We start from the raw sequence: 16,928 nt of genomic DNA, 5'->3' as shown, positions 1-16,928 counted from the left end.
GAACAGGGCGAGTGCCCGCCCTCTCCTCACCCCGTCTTCGCCAGTTCCGCCAGCTGCGTCATGACCACAGCCGCGCCTGACAGCCGCTTTTCCGGTGTCGGCAGGTCGCGGGTCAGGAACACCGAGTGGTCGGGCCGGATCTTCGCCATCGTGCCCTGCTTGGCGATATAGCCGACCAGCGCTGCCGGATTGGGAAACTGTTTGCCGCGGAACTGGACGACGACGCCCTTGGGGCCGGCTTCCAGCTTTTCGACATTGGCCCTGCGGCAGAGCGCCTTGATGTAGACGACCTTCAACAGATGCTGGACCTCGATCGGCATGGGGCCGAAGCGGTCGATCATCTCGGCGCCGAAGGCATCGATCTCGTTCAATTCGGTGATCTCGCCGAGGCGGCGATAGAGACCGAGGCGCAAGTGCAGGTCGGGCACGTAATCGTCCGGGATCATCACCGATGTGCCGACCTGGATCTGCGGGGACCAGCCGGTGTCGTGGACCTCATCGACACCCTTCACCTCGGCGACCGCCTCTTCCAGCATCTGCTGATAAAGCTCGAAGCCGACTTCCTTGATATGGCCGGACTGTTCTTCGCCGAGCAGGTTGCCGGCGCCTCTGATGTCGAGGTCGTGGCTCGCCAGCTGGAAACCTGCGCCGAGCGTGTCGAGCGACTGCAGGACCTTGAGACGCCGCTCGGCACCTGCCGTCAGCACCTTGTTGACCGGCAGCGTGAGCAGCGCGAAGGCACGCACCTTGGAGCGGCCGACGCGGCCGCGGATCTGGTAGAGCTGGGCGAGCCCGAACATGTCGGCGCGGTGGACGATGAGCGTGTTGGCTGTCGGCACATCGAGACCCGATTCCACGATCGTGGTGGAGAGCAGCACGTCGTAGCGGCCTTCATAGAAGGCGTTCATGATGTCTTCGAGCTCACCGGCGGCCATCTGGCCATGGGCGACGGCGACCTTCAGCTCCGGGACATTCTCGTCGAGGAAGCTCTTGATGTCGGCGAGGTCTGACAGACGCGGGCAGACATAAAAACTCTGGCCGCCACGATAATGCTCGCGCATCAGCGTTTCGCGGATGACCAATGGATCAAACGGCGAGATGAAGGTGCGGACCGCCATGCGGTCGACCGGCGGCGTGGTGATCAGCGAGAGTTCGCGCACGCCGGTCATGGCGAGCTGCAGGGTGCGCGGGATCGGGGTTGCCGAAAGGGTCAGGACGTGGACGTCCGACTTCAGCTCCTTCAGCCGTTCCTTGTGCTTGACGCCGAAATGCTGCTCCTCGTCGATGATCAGGAGACCGAGATTGGCGAAATTGACGCCGGAGCCGAGCAGCGCATGCGTGCCGACGACGATATCGGTCTTGCCTTCGGCGACCTCCTTCTTGACGAGGTTCAGCTCTTTCGTGCCGACGAGGCGAGAGGCCTGCTGGATTCGGATCGGCAGGCCACGGAAACGTTCGGAGAAGGTCTTGAAATGCTGGCGGGCGAGCAGCGTGGTCGGCACGACGACGGCGACCTGGATGCCGTTCATCGCGGCGATGAAGGCGGCGCGCAGCGCCACTTCCGTCTTGCCGAAGCCGACATCGCCGCAGACGAGACGGTCCATGGGGCGGCCGGCGCCGAGGTCGGAGCGGACGGATTCGATCGCCGTTTCCTGGTCTTCCGTCTCGTCATAGGGGAAACGGGCTGCGAATTCGTCGTAGAGGCCTTCCTGGGTGGTGAGCACGGGGGCAGACCGGGTCATGCGTTCGGCAGCGATGCGGATCAGGGCACCTGCCATATCGAGCAGGCGCTTCTTGAGCTTGGCCTTGCGCATCTGCCAGGCGCCGCCGCCCAGCTTGTCGAGCTGGACCTCGGTTGCCTCGCCGCCGTAACGCGAGAGCAGATCGATGTTTTCGACCGGCAGGAAGAGCTTGGCGTCGTCGGCATAGCGCAATTCGAGGCAGGCATGCGGGGCGCCTGCGGCCTCAATGGTGCGCAGGCCGACGAAACGCCCGATGCCGTGTTCGGCATGGACGACGATCGAGCCTTCGTCGATGCCGGCGACCTCGGAGATGAAATCGGCGGCGCGCTTGCGGCGCTTGGAGCGGCGGACCATGCGATCGCCGAGAATGTCCTGCTCACCGATGACAACGAGATTGCCTGCCTCGAAGCCGCCTTCGAGACTGAGGACGGCGGTGCCTGCCTCCCCCTTCTTCAGCTTGTCGACATCCTTCAGGGCTGCGACCGGCACCAGCTTTTCGAGGCCGTGTTCGGCGAGTACCTGCAGCAGGCGGTCAAGCGAGCCTTCCGACCAGCCGGAGACCACCACCTTGGCGCCAGCGGCGCGCTTGTCGGCGATATAGGTGACGGCCTGGCCGAAGACGTTGGTGCGATTGCCTTCCTCGCTGGCTTCGTTGGCAGACTTTGCCCAGCGCGGCGTTGGTCGGGCATCGATCTCGATCACAATCCGGCTTTCGCCGCCGTGCTCGGCAAAGGGCGTGATTCGGATGGGATCAAAGGCGTCGAGCGTCTTGCCGAATTCACCGGCGCCGAGATAGAGCCGCTCCGGCGGAACCGGCTTGTAGGGCGTGCCCTGGGAGAGATGGCCCTTGCCCGGCGTCGCAGAATTGAGCCGCGCCTCGTAGTAGTCGCGGATCAGTTTGGTGCGCTCTTCGGCCGCTTCACGTACGGTGTGGTCGATGACCATACGGAAGCCGCGCAGATAGTCGAAGACCGTCTCCAGCCGATCATGAAAGAGCGGCAACCAGTGCTCCATGCCGGCATAGCGGCGCCCTTCGGAAACGGCAGCATAGAGCGCGTCGTCGCGGGTCGCAGCGCCGAACAGCGAGAGGTAGTTCTTGCGGAAACGGCTGATGGTCTCCGGCGTCAGCGTCACCTCGCTCATCGGGTTGAGATCGAGAGAGCGAACCTGACCGATGGTGCGCTGGCTCGCCGGATCGAAAGAGCGGATGCTTTCGAGCGTATCACCGAAGAAATCGAGACGAACGGGTTCTTCCGAACCGGGCACGAAGACATCCAGAATGCCGCCCCGGACGGCGAATTCGCCGACCTCGCGCACGGTCGCGACGCGGTCGAAGCCGTTCTGTTCCAGGCGCAGGGCAATGTCGTCCATACGGACCTGATTACCGGGGCGTGCCGAAAATCCCAGGCTCTCGATTGTCTCGGCAGGTGCAAGCTTCTGCAGCATCGCATTGACGGTGACCAGAACAATGGCTGGATGCGGCTTGTGGGTGAGCGAAATCAACCCCGACAGCGCCGACAGCCGGCGGGCGGAAACGTCGGCCGAGGGCGAGACGCGGTCATATGGCAGACAGTCCCAAGCCGGCAGGCTCATGACTGGAATGTCGGGGGCGGCAAAGCTGAGTGTCTGTTCGAGGTTCTGCAGCCGCTGCCCGTCGGAGACGACATAGGCAACAGGCCGACCCTCGCGCGCGAGTTCGGCAAGGATGAAGGCATCCATGCCGTCGGGCACATGGGAGAGCGTCAGCGCGGATTGGGCGTCGACAATCCGCTTCACATCGATCAGGGACATCATCGGTTACTTTGCGAAGGTTTCGTCACCCGTGACCGGCGAAAAATCCGGCCGGAGGGCGGCAATGCGTTCGAACAGCGGCGTCTGGAGATGGGGCGGCACCGCTTCGGCGCCGGTAATGTAGCGGACGAGATCGTTGTCCTCCTCGGCCATGATGTGCTCGAGTTCGTCGAGCTGCTCGTCGGTGAGCTGCCCGATCTCGGCCTCGCAGAACTGGCCGAGCATCAGATCCATTTCGCGGATGCCGCGATGCCAGGCACGGAACAGGATACGCCGCCGGCGCGCATCAAGGTCGGCACTGCTTCTCACCAGTCCAGTCATCGGTAGATCCTTCCAGGTCTTCGCGCCTCTATAGAGCAGGCTTTCGCAATTGTCAGCTTGCCAAGGGTGCAATTCCCGAGGCATTTTGCCCGCATCATGCGCCCTCACTTGCTCGATCCCCTCTTTGCCTCCGTCGCGTCCCTCACCGGAGTCGGCCCCAAGCTCGCCCAGTTGCTTGCGACCCTGCTCGGGCGCGAGGATGCGGAGGATGCGCGGGTGGTCGACCTCTTGTTTCTCGCGCCGCACCGGCTGATCGACCGACGCCACCAGCCGGGCATCGCCTATGCGCAACAGGGCGCGCTGGTCACGATCACCGGCCGCGTCGACCGACACCTGCCGCCGCCGAACGGCAAGAGCAACATGCCCTATCGCGTGATGCTGCATGACGAGACCGGGGAACTGGCGCTCACCTTCTTCCGGGTCAAGGGCAACTGGCTGGAAAAGGCCCTGCCGGTCGACGAGACCGTGATGGTCTCGGGCAAGGTCGACTGGTTCAACGGTCGGCCCTCGATGGTGCATCCCGACCTGATGGTGAAGGCGAGCGAGGCGGAGAACCTGCCGCTGGTCGAGCCGGTCTATCCGCTAACGGCGGGGCTCGGACCCAAGGTGCTGCGCAAGGCGGTGGAAGCGGCCGTGGAGAAGATGCCGGAGCTTGCGGAATGGGCAGATCCCGCGCTTGTGACAAAACAAGGCTTTGCCGGCGTTCGCGACAGCCTCGTCGCGCTCCACAATCCGCGCGACGAGAAGGACATCGATCCCCAGGCTCCGGCGCGAAGACGTCTTGCCTATGACGAATTTCTCGCCGGTCAGGTGTCGCTCGCGCTGGTGCGGCAGAAGCTGCGGCGGGTGCCAGGCGTGCCAATCAAGCCGACCGGAGAACTCAGCGACAAGATCCGCGCCGCCCTGCCCTTCACGCCGACCAACAGCCAGGTGGTGGCGATCGAGGAGATCCTGAAGGACATGGCGTCCGACCAGCGCATGCTGCGGCTGGTTCAGGGGGATGTGGGCGCCGGCAAGACGCTGGTCGCGCTGTTCGCCATGGCGGCGGCCGTGGAAGCCGGTGGACAGGCGGTCCTGATGGCGCCGACGGAAATTCTGGCGCGGCAGCATCATGCGACGCTCTTGAAACTTGGCGCGCCTGCTGGCCTCAGGATCGAGGTTCTGACGGGGCGCACCAAGGGCAAAGAGCGCGAGGCAATCCTCGAGCACATCGCTTCCGGCGAGGCACAGATCATCATCGGCACCCATGCGCTGTTCCAGGACACGGTGACCTACAGGAACCTGACGCTGGCCGTGGTCGACGAGCAGCATCGCTTCGGCGTGCATCAGCGCCTCAGACTGACCTCCAAGGGCATCTCGCCGCATATGCTTGTCATGACGGCCACGCCGATCCCGCGCACGCTGGTGCTGGCCGCCTTCGGCGACATGGACGTCTCCAAGCTCACCGAGAAGCCGGCCGGCCGCAAGCCGATCCAGACGGTGACCGTGCCGACCGAGCGTGTACCCGATGTCATCGAACGGCTGCGCTCCGCCATTGCCGAGGGCAAGAAAGCCTACTGGATCTGCCCGCTGGTGGAGGAGACGGAAGAAAGCGAGCTGATGTCGGCGGAAGAGCGGCAGGCGGTGCTGGCGCAGTTCATCAAGGCGCCGATCGGGCTGGTGCATGGGCGCATGGCGGGGCCGGAGAAGGATTCCGCCATGCTCGCCTTCAAGAATGGCGAGACGCGGCTACTGGTGGCGACGACCGTCGTCGAAGTCGGCGTCGACGTGCCCGATGCTACAATCATGGTGATCGAACATGCCGAGCGCTTCGGCCTTGCGCAGTTGCACCAGTTGCGCGGCCGTGTCGGGCGTGGCGACGAGGCATCAAGCTGCATCCTCCTCTACAAGGGGCCGCTTGGCGAAACCGGCAAGGCGCGCCTGTCGATCCTGCGCGATTCGGAGGACGGCTTCCTGATCGCCGAGGAGGATCTGAAACTGCGCGGCGAAGGGGAATTGCTGGGGACGCGGCAGTCCGGCACGCCTGGGTTCAAGATCGCCAGTCTGGAGCATCACGGCGACCTGCTGGAGATTGCCCGCAAGGATGCGGCCTATCTGCTGGATCGAGATCCCGAACTGACCTCCGAACGTGGAGAGGCGGTGCGCACGCTGCTCTATCTGCATCGCCGCGACGAGGCGATCCGTTTCCTGCATGCAGGCTGACGGCCCCTCAAGGTCGATTACTGACGTCGGGCGATGCGATCTTCAGAGAGCGTGGGCTCGTTCACCGCGCCTTCGACCAGAGCCTGCATGACGGCTGCCGGCTCGGCCGGTTTGTAGTCGGGCGTTACGAGGCCGGCAGAGATCAACAGCTTCACGCCTTCTTCCGGCGTCATGTCGAGAAGCATGAGCTTGCTGCGCGGCACGAACATGAGGAAACCGGCGGTCGGGACCGGTGTCGGGGCCAGGAAGACGGCAACCATTTCCTCGCCATTCTGGTTGAGCTTGACGGCGATCTCTCCCTTGGCATCGGAGGAGATGAAGACCAGTGCCCAGGTGCCGGCGCGCGGAAACTCGATCAGGCCAACCTTCTTGAAGGACGTGCCCTGCTCCTTCAGCACCGTCTCGAATATCTGTTTTGTGCTCTTGTAGACGGTGCGCACCAGCGGCATGCGGTTGAGGATGTTTTCGCTGTAGCGGACGATCGAGCGACCGATCAGGTTGCGGCCGAGAAAACCGACCAGGGTGATGAAGAGAAGCGCAATCAACAGACCGGTGCCGGGGACTGCAAACTTCAGGTAGGATTCCGGGTTGTAGCGATCCGGGATATAGGGCTTCACCCAGCTGTCGGCCCAGTGGATGAAGGTCCAGGTCAGATAGATGGTGATGGCCATCGGCGCGCAGATGATCAGGCCAGTCAGGAAGTTGTTCCTGAGCCGGGTCGCCATCGAGATCTTGTCCGAAATATCGCTCATGGAACCGTCATTGTGCGATGCGGGAATGCGTCGATAGGCGCGACAATGACCGAGCCGACCGGGTCGTGCAATAGCTAGATCTGGGATGTGTGGCACCGAACCGCCGCAGTCCGCGCGGTTCGCGCCTCACATCACCCGTTGCCTCACTCAACTGTGACCGATTTGGCCAGATTGCGGGGCTGGTCGACGTCCGTGCCCATGAAGACCGCCGTATGATAGGCGAGCAGCTGGATCGGAATCGAATAGACCATGGGCGAAATGATCTCAGCCACGTCTGGCAGCACGATCGTTGCCATGGTCTCGAGCTTGGAGGCCGCCGCGCCTTTGGTGTCGGTGATGAAGATGATCCGGCCGCCCCGCGCTGCCACTTCCTGCATGTTCGACACGGTCTTTTCGAAGAAACGGTCGAAGGGTGCGATCACGATGACCGGCATGTTTTCGTCGATCAGGGCAATCGGTCCATGTTTCAGCTCACCGGCGGCATAACCTTCGGCATGTATGTAGGAGATTTCCTTGAGCTTCAACGCCCCTTCCAGTGCCAGCGGATAGCTCGTGCCACGGCCGAGATAGAGCACGTCCTTGAATTTCGACAGATCGCGCGACAGGGCCTCGACCTGTGGCTGAACAGCATTCAGCACCTGGCTCATGATGCGCGGCATCTCGGACAGGCTCTTCACCAGTTGCTTTTCCTCGACCTCCGTCAGTGTGCCGCGGGCGCGACCGGCGGCAACGGCGAGAGACGCGAGTACGGCGAGCTGGCAGGTGAAAGCCTTGGTCGAGGCGACGCCGATTTCGGGACCGGCGAGGATCGGGAAAATCGCATCCGACTCGCGGGCGATGGTCGATTCCTTGACATTGACCACGGCGCCGATCTTCAGGCCGTTGTCACGGCAATAGCGCAGCGACGCCAGCGTATCGGCGGTTTCGCCGGACTGGGAGATGAAGAGGGCAGCCTGATCCGGCCGCAGCGGCATTTCGCGGTAACGGAATTCCGAGGCCACATCGATTTCGACCGGCAGGCGAGCATAACGCTCGAACCAGTATTTGCCGACGAGGCCGGCAAGATAGGCGGTGCCGCAAGCGGAGATCGCAAGGCCGCTCACCGAGGCAAAGTCGATGCCCCCCTCCATCGGGCGCACCGTATGCTCGGCCAGATCGACATAATGCGACAGAGAGTGGGAGATGACCTCGGGCTGCTCGTAGATCTCCTTCTCCATGAAATGACGATGGTTGCCCTTGTCGATCATGTAGGCGCTGGCCGAGGAGATCTGGATCGGACGGTCGACGGGGTTGCCGTCGAGATCGAAGACATGGGCACCCTGCTTGCCGAGGATCGCCCAGTCACCATCATGCAGATAGGCGATGCGATTGGTGAAGGGCGAAAGCGCGATCGCATCTGAGCCCAAGAACATTTCGTCGTCGCCATAACCGATGGCGAGCGGCGGGCCTGAGCGGGCCGCCATGATGGTCGAGGGATCGTCGTTGAAGACCACGGCCAGTGCATAGGCACCCGTCACGTGCTGCAGCATCTTGTGCATGGCTTCGCGGCGGCCCAGTCCATCACGACGGTATTTCGCCAGGAGCTGGGCCACAACTTCCGTGTCGGTCTGGGTCGAGAAGACCGCGCCTTCGGCGGAAAGTTCGTCCTTGATTTCGGAGAAATTCTCAATGATGCCGTTATGCACGACGGCAACGCCCTCGACGAAATGCGGATGGGCATTGGTTTCGTTGGGAATGCCGTGGGTTGCCCAGCGGGTGTGGGCGATGCCGATATTGCCGGGCAGCGGATCTCCGGCGAGCTTCGTTTCGAGATTGAACAGCTTGCCTTCCGCGCGACGGCGGTCGAGCTTGCCGTCATGGATCGTGGCGACACCGGCGGAATCATAGCCGCGATATTCGAGCCGCTTCAAGGCGTCGACGAGACGCTCGGCCACGGGCTTGTTACCGACGATGCCAACAATGCCGCACATGAAATTCTCCGTTCCGAATTCTTACGGCTTTTTCCCTAGCGGTTTTGCCGCAATAGGCAATCAGGCCACAGGTCAAATTGCATTTCGTCCCGTAATGCAACGCAGCATAACGAGTCGTGAGGTTAGCCGTTGCTGTTTTACTGGGCGCTTTTCTTCGCAGCCTTGATCGCAAGATTGCGCTCGCGAATGACTTTTGCGCGGCCTGGCTTGAGCTCCTGGCGAGCACGACCAAAGGCCAAAGCGTCCGCTGGCACGTCTTCGGTAATCACGCTACCGGATGCAATCAGCGCGCCATCGCCGATGGTGACGGGAGCGACAAGCGAGGAGTTGGAGCCGATAAACGCCCCTGCCCCGATGATCGTCTCATGCTTGTTGACGCCGTCGTAGTTGCAGGTGATCGTGCCGGCACCGATATTGGTCTCGGCACCAACAGTCGCATCGCCGATATAGGTCAGATGGTTGACTTTGGCGCCCTTGCCGATGTCTGCCTTCTTCACTTCGCAGAAGTTGCCGACCTTGGCGCCTTCCGCAAGATTGGCCCCCGGGCGCAGACGGGCGAACGGTCCCACCGTCGCGCCGGCCGCGACATGTGCGCCTTCGAGATGCGAGAAGGCATGGATCACAGCGCCGCCCTCGACGGTGACGCCAGGGCCAAAGACGACATTGGGCTCGATCAAGGCATCCTGACCGATTACCGTGTCGTGGCTGAGAAAGACGGTTTCGGGAGCGATCATCGTGACACCCGACACCATCAGTTCGTGGCGCCGCCGCTCCTGCCAGATGCGCTCCAGGACAGCGAGTTCGGCGCGGTTGTTGCAGCCGGTCAGCTCGCTTTCCGGCGCATCGACGGCCACGACGCGGCCACCGTCGGCACGGGCGATCTCAACGACATCCGTCAGGTAGTACTCACCCTTGGCATTGGCATTGCCGATGCGTTTCAGATAATCGAGCGCCTTCTTGCCATTGATCGCCATCAGCCCGCTGTTGCACCATGTGACCGCACGCTCGGCATCGGTCGCGTCCTTTTCCTCGCGGATCGCGACAAGTTCGCCATTCTCAACCAGAAGCCGGCCATAACCGGTGGGATTATCCGTGTGGAAGCCTATGACAACGACATCGGCTCCGGCCGCAAGCGCCTCGCGCGCGGCTTTCAGTGGTGCCGCTGTGATCAGGGGGACATCGCCGTAGGCCACCAGGATATCGTCATAACCGCGAGAAATCGCCTCGCGTGCGGTGAGCACCGCGTGGCCCGTTCCGAGCCGTTCCGTCTGAAGCACGCTGTCAACGGCCATGCCATCGAGCTTGCCAGCCGCTGCCACTTTCTCTGCATCCCGGCCGAGGACAAGCACAACGTCGGAGACGCCGGACGCAGCGATCGACGCCATCACATGGGCAATCATCGGACGGCCAGCGACCGGATGCAAAACCTTGGACATCGACGATTTCATGCGGGTACTGTCACCAGCGGCGAGGACGACGGCAAGGCATTGACGGGTCATGGTTTACTCCAGGGGAATGACGGCGCATTTTCAGTAGCGCCCCGATCCTGCACCCGCAAGCCTTAATCGCCGCGTGTTCAGCCCCGGGCGGAGGGCCTGCTGAGGGCGGCAATCGCGCTCTGTCGACCGAGTTCGATCACGTGGCGCATGGCGTCGCAGGCACCCGTGGAATCCTTCCGTTCGATGGCATCGACGATCGCCAGATGAGAGAGCGCGATTCCATCGCGCGGGTGATTGCCATGTTGGCTATAGGCCAGCGTGAAGGCACCATCGAGCGAGGTCTTGATGAATCCGATCATGCTTTCCATGAACGGATTGGCGCTGACAATGAACATCAGAACGTGAAACTTCAGATCAGCCTCCACCTGCTGGCGGTAGGACAGGTTGGAAGCACCCAAGGCGTTCGCATAGTGGCGCAGCTCGCCGCAATCCTCGGCGGAAGCATTGGTTGCCGCCAAAGCCGCCGCCGCCGGTTCAAGCACGAGGCGCACATCATAGAGGTGGTTGAGGAATTCGGCGCTCACTCCGGCGCGAAAATGCCAGTGCAGAACGTCTTCGTCGAGCAGGTTCCAGTGACACTTCTCCGTCACGCGGGTTCCCACCCGTGACTTTGCCACGACGAGACCCTTGGCTGTCAGCGTCTTCATCGCTTCGCGCAGCACGGAGCGCGACACGTCGAACCGCTCCTCCAGTTCACTATCCCCCGGCAGGGTTTCGCCGACCGCGTAAGCGCCTGACACGATGGCGTGGCCCATTTGATCGACCACTTTGGAATGGCTTGTCCGCAGCAGCGTGGTAGCCTTCAGATCGCGAACTTCATCCCTACGCATAACCGGCACCTCCAGCATTCTTTGCGGCTCTTATACGAAGGTTCTATAACGGTGAAGAGTGTTTGCGATTCATTTGTTCCATTTTGACGCAGAAACAAGAAAGGGCGCCGAAGCGCCCCTTCCCAGACAGATATGACGATATTCGTTTACTGCGGAAGCTTGTCGTCGACGCCTTCAATGTAGAAATTCATGCCGAGAATGGTGCCGTCATCAGCGGATTCACCTTCCTTCAACCACGGCGTGCCGTCCTGCTTGTTGATCGGGCCAGAGAACGGCTTCAATTCGCCGGACTTGATCTTGGCTTCCGTCTCCATCGCCATCGCCTTCACGTCATCCGGCATGTTGGTGTACGGCGCCATGGTCAGGATGCCGTCCTTCAGGCCGTCGAAGGTCTGCTGCGAGGTCCACGTGCCGTCGAGGATCGCCTGGGTGCGCTTGATGTAATACGCGCCCCAGGTGTCGACGATCGAGCTCAACTGGGCCTTCGGGCCTGCCGCAATCATGTCGGAGGCCTGACCGAAGGCCTTGATGCCGCGTTCTTCGGCAACCTGCATCGGTGCCGTCGTGTCGGTGTGCTGGGTCAAAACGTCGACGCCCTGGTCGATCAGAGCCTTGGCGGCGTCGGCTTCCTTGCCGGGGTCGAACCAGGTGTTGACCCAGATGACCTTCAGCTTGAACTCAGGGTTCACGGTGCGGGCGCCGTGCAGGAACGCGTTGATGCCGCCGACGACTTCCGGGATCGGGAAGGAGGCGATGTAACCGGCAACGCCGTTCTTCGACATCTTGCCGGCGATCTGACCGTTGATGAAGCGGCCTTCATAGAAGCGCGAGTTGTAGGTCGCGACGTTCGGCAGGGTCTTGTAGCCGGTGGCATGCTCGAACTTCACGTCCGGGAATTTTTCGGCGACTTTCAGGGTGGCGTCCATGAAGCCGAAGGAGGTCGTGAAGACGACGGCGCAGCCGGAGCGGGCCATGCGCTCGATGGCGCGTTCGGCATCCGGGCCTTCCGGAACGTTTTCAAGATAAGGCGTTTCGATCTTGTCGCCGAAATGCTCCTGCAGCGTGGTGCGGCCGAGTTCGTGGGCCTGCGTCCAACCGCCGTCGGTCTTCGAGCCGACATAGACGAAGCAGATCTTGGTCTTGTCCTGAGCGGCTGCCGGCGCCGCGACGCCGACAATGGCGGCTGCAGATGCAGCAAGCGCGAAGAGGAAGTTCTTCATAGTGTACCCCTGTATGGTTAGGTTGAGCCTGAAGTGATTTCTATCGGTCGGGCACGAAGGGCTTGCCGAGGCAGGCCGGCGTGTTGATCAGCGTCGTGCGGCGATTATGGGAGATTATGATCAGTACGACAATCGTCGCCGCATAGGGCAGCGCCGACATGAATTGCGAGGGAAGGCCGATGCCGAGGGCCTGGGCGTGCAACTGCCCGATGGTCACCGCGCCGAAAAGATAGCCGCCGGCAAGCACGCGCCAGGGCCGCCAGGCGGCAAAAACGACGAGGGCGAGCGCGATCCAGCCGCGGCCGGCCGACATGTTTTCCACCCATTGCGGCGTGTAGACCAGAGACAATTGGGCACCGGCAAGGCCCGCACAGGCGCCACCAAACATCACGGCGAGATATCGCGTGCGGATGACCGGCAGGCCGAGCGTATGGGCCGAGCCGTGGCTGTCGCCGATGGCGCGCAACTTGAGACCCGTGCGGCTCTTGAACAGGAACCAGTTCACACCGATGATCAGGGCGATCGAGGCATAAAAGAAGATGTCCTGACGGAAGAGGATGGTGCCAAGCACCGGAATATCCGAGAGGAGCGGGATCGCGATCGGCTGCATCTTCACGCCGGGCTGGCCGACGACGGTCTCACCAACCATGCCGGACACACCGAGGCCGAGAATGGTGAGCGCTAAGCCTGTCGCGACCTGGTTGGCAACCAAGGTCAGCGTCAGGAAACCGAAAAGCAGCGAGAAGGCGGCGCCCGAGACCACACCGGCAAGCACACCGACATTAGGTGAGCCGGTCGCCTTGGTGGCCATGAAGGCGCAGACGGCGCCGACGATCATCATGCCCTCGACGCCCAGATTGAGCACGCCGGAGCGTTCCGTCACGAGTTCGCCGATTGCGGCAATGACGAGCGGCGTGGAGGCGGTGATGACCGTAAGCAGGATGGCTTCAAAGATCATGACGCGGCCTTCGTCGATGCAGAGCGGGCGCGGTCGAAAACGATGCGCACCTTGTAGAGAATGAGCGTGTCGCAGGAGAGCACGAAGAAGAGCAGCAGGCCCTGGAAGACGCGCGTTACCTTGTCGGACACGCCGATCGAAAGCTGGGCCCCTTCGCCACCAAGATAGGTCAGGGCGAGCACGAAGCCGGAGGCGATGATGCCGAGCGGGTTGAGGCGACCGAGGAAGGCGACGATGATCGCGGTAAATCCGTAGCCCGGCGAGATCGACGGCTGCAGATGGCCGATCGAACCCGAAACTTCGGCGATGCCGGCAAGGCCTGCAAGCGCGCCCGAGAACATCATGGAGAACCAGACCATCTTGCGGCCTGAAAAGCCGGCGAAGCGCCCTGCCCTCTCGGACTGGCCGAGCACGTTCACCTGAAACCCTTTGAGCGTGTAGCGCATCATGAACCAGACGGCGATGGCGGCGAGGATCGCAAAGACGATGCCATAATGGGCGCGCCCCGAGGCCAGCACCTCCGGCAGGACGGCTTCGGTGACGAAGGAACGCGACTGCGGGAAATTGTAGCCGGCCGGGTCCTTCCAGATGCCGCGTGTCAGCCAGTCGAGGAAAAGCTGGGCGATGTAGACCAGCATCAGGCTGGTCAGGATCTCGTTGGTGTTGAAGCGGGTCTTCAGAAGGGCGGGAATGGCGGCATAGGCGGCGCCACCGATCGCGCCCATGACCATCATGATCGGCAGAAGCAGCGGCGAGTGCCATTCGTAGAAGGTGATCGGCACGATGGAGCCGACGATGGCGCCCACCGTGAACTGGCCCTCTGCGCCGATGTTCCAATTGTTCGAGCGATAACAGACCGAGAGGCCGACGCCGATCAGGATCAAGGGCGCGGCCTTGATCGCCAGTTCATGCAGCGACCAGACCTCGAGCAGCGGCTCGATGAAGAAGCTGTAGAGCGCGGAGACAGGGTCCTTGCCCAATAGCGCAAACATGATGCCGCCGAAAAGAACGGTGAGGGCGAGCGCCAGCAGCGGCGACACCACGGCGAAGACGGAGGATTGGCGGGCGCGCCGTTCGAGTTCAATGCGCATGGGCGCTCTCCGCTGTAGACGACTGCACCGCCTCCGGCCCGTGCACACCGCCCATCAGGATGCCGATGCGCTCGCGCGTCATGGTCCCGGCGGGATAGGCCTCGGAGAGGCGGCCTTCGGAGATCGCGGCAATGCTCGTTGCCACTTCGAAGATCTCGTCGAGATCCTGGCTGATCACGATGACGGCCGATCCGCTCTTTGCGAGATCGACCAGCGCCTGGCGGATACGGCTGGCAGCGCCTGCATCGACACCCCAGGTCGGTTGATTGACCACGAGGACAGATGGCTGGCGGTCAAGTTCGCGACCGACGATGAATTTCTGCAGATTGCCGCCGGAGAGAGAGCCAGCCGCCGGATCGTCGCCACTTTTGCGCACGTCCATCATTTCCGAAATGCGGCGGGCGGCCTGCTGGACAAGGCCGTGCCTGATCAGGCCAAGCTTGCCGCCCGACAAATAGGCGGAGCGGTCTGAGGCATTGCGCGACAAGAAGAGATTTTCCGAAAGGCTCATGGCCGGCACGGCCGCGTGTCCGTGGCGTTCTTCCGGTACGAAACCGGCACCGAGCAGGCGACGCTCGTTGATCCCGAGACGGCCGACGGCTCTGCCGCGCAGGCGGATCGCCTCGGCGTCACGCACCGGATATTCGCCGGAGAGAGCATCGAAGAGTTCGCTCTGACCGTTGCCGGCGACACCGGCGATTGCCAGCACCTCTCCGCCACGCACCGTGACCGAGACGTTCTTCAAGGACATGGCGAATGGCGTTCGCGGGCTGACCGAAAGATCGGTGACTTGCAGCTGGATATCACCATTGGCCGATGGCTCGACCTTCTCCACGCCAGCCACTTCGGCACCCACCATCATGCGGGCGAGCGACGCGGGTGTCTCCTGACGCGGATCGCAGGCGCCGGTCACCCGGCCGTGACGCAGGACCGTGGCACGGTCGCAGATCCGCTGGACCTCTTCGAGACGGTGGCTGATATATAGAACCGAGCGACCCTCGGCCTTGAGTTTGAACAGGGTTTCGAAGAGCTTGTCGGCTTCCTGCGGCGTCAGAACCGACGTCGGCTCGTCAAGGATGATCAGCTTGGGGTTCTGCAGCAGCGCACGCACGATCTCGATGCGCTGGCGCTCACCGACGGAGAGATCCGCGACATGGGCGTCGGGATCGAGCGGCAGGCCATAGGCAACCGACAATTCGGCCGCCTTCTTCGAGAGATCGGAGATCGAAATCTTCTCATCGAGCGACAGCGCGATGTTTTCGGCAACCGTCAGCGCTTCGAAGAGAGAGAAATGCTGAAAGACCATGCCAATGCCGAGGCGACGCGCGGCGGCGGGATTGGGAATGACGGTCTCCTTGCCAAACCAGGAGATCGCGCCCGCAGAAGGAGCCAGGATGCCGAACAACATCTTGACCAGCGTCGACTTGCCGGCGCCGTTTTCCCCCAGAAGCGCGTGAATTTCGCCATGGCCAATCGAAAGATCAATACCGTCACAGGCCTTGAAACTGCCGAACAGCTTCGTCAATCCGGTCACGGACAAGAGCGGTTCTTGCCCCTCGGGCATTGGATGCGGCACGGGTCCCCCTCGCTTTCGCAGGCTTGAGGCCGGGTCTTGCGCCCGGTCCATCGCTCAATTCATAACCGGTTTGCGGCAGCGCACAATATATAGGCAGAAGTTTTTTTTGGTTTTGCGCAGGCTTGATGCAGCACTGTCTCAGCGCGACCGTCCAAGCTGCGGGAAAAGCTGCAGGATACCGCCGATAACATAGAGGTAGATGCCGGTCACGATCGTGCCCGCGACGACCCAGGCCGGCGTCTCGAAATGCAGGAGCAGTGCATAGCCGGCAAAGGCGCACCAGAGGAAAAACACCGCCAGATTGAGCGTCCGCAGCCGCTTGACGCGCACGGGATGCAGGAAGTGGATCGGCAGAAATGTGAGGAAGACCGAAAGCAGCACCACCACAAGCGCCGTCGTCGCACTGGCATCAATGACGAAGAGCGTGAAGATCACCATGTTCCAGACGACGGGGAAGCCGGAGAAGAAATATTCATCGGTCTTCATGCCCATGTCGGCATAATAGATGGCGCTCGAAACGACGATCAGGCCGGCTGCGACGAAGGACCAGGGCTCGCCGATCATGCCGCTCTGGTAGAGTGCGAAGGCCGGCAGGAGCACGTAGGTCACATAGTCGATGATGTTGTCGAGCGTGTCGCCGGACCAGTTCGGCAAAACTTCCTTGACGCGCACCTTGCGGGCGATGGGGCCATCGATGCCATCAACCAGAAGCGCCAGCCCGAGCCACCAGAACATATCGACAAAGCGACGCTCGCCAGCGGCAACGACGCCGAGAAAGGCGAGAAATGAGCCCGATGCCGTCAGCATGTGCACCGAGAAAGCCCGAATTTCGGCATAGGGCACACGCTTGTAGTTAAAGATCTTCATGCCGGCTCCACGTCGACCATCCTTTGGCGACCCCCGGTATCGACTGAATTGGCGTCATTTGCAACAAGGCTTGCCCGCTATGCCCGGATTTCGACCGCAGCGCTTACCG

Annotated in this window: 12 protein-coding genes; 1 reads left to right on the top strand and 11 read right to left on the bottom strand. The window is 62.3% G+C overall.

Annotation, left to right across the window (positions count from 1 at the left end):
• Positions 1-26: 26 nt before the first annotated feature.
• Both mfd and DMY87_RS06140 read right to left on the bottom strand, forming a co-directional pair.
• Positions 27-3,533 carry a transcription-repair coupling factor gene (mfd, locus tag DMY87_RS06145; protein ID WP_425353483.1) on the bottom strand — a complete coding sequence of 1,169 codons (3,507 nt, stop codon included), beginning with the start codon at positions 3,531-3,533 and terminating at the stop codon, positions 27-29.
• 6 nt (positions 3,534-3,539) lie between these two features.
• Entirely contained in the window at positions 3,540-3,854 is a 315-nt protein-coding gene (locus DMY87_RS06140) for an FAD assembly factor SdhE (RefSeq protein ID WP_110790437.1), read from the bottom strand.
• A gap of 96 nt (positions 3,855-3,950) precedes the next feature.
• On the opposite strand from DMY87_RS06140, the gene recG reads away from it, so the two are divergent.
• A complete protein-coding gene (recG, locus tag DMY87_RS06135; RefSeq protein WP_110790436.1) occupies positions 3,951-6,056 on the top strand; it encodes an ATP-dependent DNA helicase RecG in 2,106 nt (701 codons plus the stop codon).
• A gap of 17 nt (positions 6,057-6,073) precedes the next feature.
• Here the strand turns inward: recG and DMY87_RS06130 are convergent, their stop codons facing one another.
• The 9 genes from DMY87_RS06130 to pcsA form a co-directional block, all read right to left on the bottom strand.
• Entirely contained in the window at positions 6,074-6,808 is a 735-nt protein-coding gene (locus DMY87_RS06130; protein ID WP_245408839.1) for a DUF502 domain-containing protein, read from the bottom strand.
• Positions 6,809-6,951: 143 nt separating this feature from the next.
• Positions 6,952-8,778 carry a glutamine--fructose-6-phosphate transaminase (isomerizing) gene (glmS, locus tag DMY87_RS06125; protein ID WP_110790435.1) on the bottom strand — a complete coding sequence of 609 codons (1,827 nt, stop codon included), beginning with the start codon at positions 8,776-8,778 and terminating at the stop codon, positions 6,952-6,954.
• A gap of 137 nt (positions 8,779-8,915) precedes the next feature.
• Positions 8,916-10,277: a bifunctional UDP-N-acetylglucosamine diphosphorylase/glucosamine-1-phosphate N-acetyltransferase GlmU gene (gene glmU / locus DMY87_RS06120; protein WP_110790434.1), complete on the bottom strand. Its 1,362-nt coding sequence runs from the start codon at positions 10,275-10,277 to the stop codon at positions 8,916-8,918.
• Positions 10,278-10,354: 77 nt separating this feature from the next.
• The gene (locus tag DMY87_RS06115; protein ID WP_110790433.1) at positions 10,355-11,107 is read right to left on the bottom strand and encodes a FadR/GntR family transcriptional regulator; all 753 of its coding nucleotides are present in this window, start codon (positions 11,105-11,107) and stop codon (positions 10,355-10,357) included.
• Positions 11,108-11,253: 146 nt separating this feature from the next.
• The gene (locus tag DMY87_RS06110; RefSeq protein WP_110790432.1) at positions 11,254-12,327 is read right to left on the bottom strand and encodes a BMP family ABC transporter substrate-binding protein; all 1,074 of its coding nucleotides are present in this window, start codon (positions 12,325-12,327) and stop codon (positions 11,254-11,256) included.
• Between the two features lie 40 nt (positions 12,328-12,367).
• Positions 12,368-13,285 (bottom strand): ABC transporter permease, encoded by a 918-nt coding sequence (locus tag DMY87_RS06105; RefSeq protein ID WP_110790431.1) that lies wholly within the window; start codon positions 13,283-13,285, stop codon positions 12,368-12,370.
• Positions 13,282-14,376, bottom strand: a complete 1,095-nt coding sequence (locus DMY87_RS06100; protein WP_110790430.1) for an ABC transporter permease — start codon at positions 14,374-14,376, stop codon at positions 13,282-13,284. Before DMY87_RS06100 ends, DMY87_RS06105 begins: the two co-directional genes overlap by 4 nt.
• Positions 14,366-15,940, bottom strand: coding sequence for an ABC transporter ATP-binding protein (locus tag DMY87_RS06095; RefSeq protein ID WP_110790429.1), 1,575 nt, complete (start codon positions 15,938-15,940; stop codon positions 14,366-14,368). The genes DMY87_RS06100 and DMY87_RS06095 overlap by 11 nt, the downstream gene beginning before the upstream one ends.
• A gap of 150 nt (positions 15,941-16,090) precedes the next feature.
• Positions 16,091-16,819 (bottom strand): phosphatidylcholine synthase, encoded by a 729-nt coding sequence (pcsA, locus tag DMY87_RS06090; RefSeq protein WP_110790428.1) that lies wholly within the window; start codon positions 16,817-16,819, stop codon positions 16,091-16,093.
• Positions 16,820-16,928: the final 109 nt, after the last annotated feature.

The sequence above is a fragment of the Peteryoungia wuzhouensis genome, assembly GCF_003205195.1.
Lineage (GTDB): Bacteria > Pseudomonadota > Alphaproteobacteria > Rhizobiales > Rhizobiaceae > Allorhizobium > Allorhizobium wuzhouense.
Note: the sequence above shows the minus strand (reverse complement) of the source record. Positions and strands in the feature narration are given on the sequence as shown.

Bases quoted from the DNA above. Each gene is read 5' to 3' on its own strand.
- mfd (WP_425353483.1), bottom strand. From the start codon at position 3,533: ATGTCCCTGATCGATGTGAAGCGGATTGTCGACGCCCAATCCGCGCTG.
- DMY87_RS06140 (WP_110790437.1), bottom strand. From the start codon at position 3,854: ATGACTGGACTGGTGAGAAGCAGTGCCGACCTTGATGCGCGCCGGCGG.
- recG (WP_110790436.1), top strand. From the start codon at position 3,951: ATGCGCCCTCACTTGCTCGATCCCCTCTTTGCCTCCGTCGCGTCCCTC.
- DMY87_RS06130 (WP_245408839.1), bottom strand. From the start codon at position 6,808: ATGAGCGATATTTCGGACAAGATCTCGATGGCGACCCGGCTCAGGAAC.
- glmS (WP_110790435.1), bottom strand. From the start codon at position 8,778: ATGTGCGGCATTGTTGGCATCGTCGGTAACAAGCCCGTGGCCGAGCGT.
- glmU (WP_110790434.1), bottom strand. From the start codon at position 10,277: ATGACCCGTCAATGCCTTGCCGTCGTCCTCGCCGCTGGTGACAGTACC.
- DMY87_RS06115 (WP_110790433.1), bottom strand. From the start codon at position 11,107: ATGCGTAGGGATGAAGTTCGCGATCTGAAGGCTACCACGCTGCTGCGG.
- DMY87_RS06110 (WP_110790432.1), bottom strand. From the start codon at position 12,327: ATGAAGAACTTCCTCTTCGCGCTTGCTGCATCTGCAGCCGCCATTGTC.
- DMY87_RS06105 (WP_110790431.1), bottom strand. From the start codon at position 13,285: ATGATCTTTGAAGCCATCCTGCTTACGGTCATCACCGCCTCCACGCCG.
- DMY87_RS06100 (WP_110790430.1), bottom strand. From the start codon at position 14,376: ATGCGCATTGAACTCGAACGGCGCGCCCGCCAATCCTCCGTCTTCGCC.
- DMY87_RS06095 (WP_110790429.1), bottom strand. From the start codon at position 15,940: ATGCCCGAGGGGCAAGAACCGCTCTTGTCCGTGACCGGATTGACGAAG.
- pcsA (WP_110790428.1), bottom strand. From the start codon at position 16,819: ATGAAGATCTTTAACTACAAGCGTGTGCCCTATGCCGAAATTCGGGCT.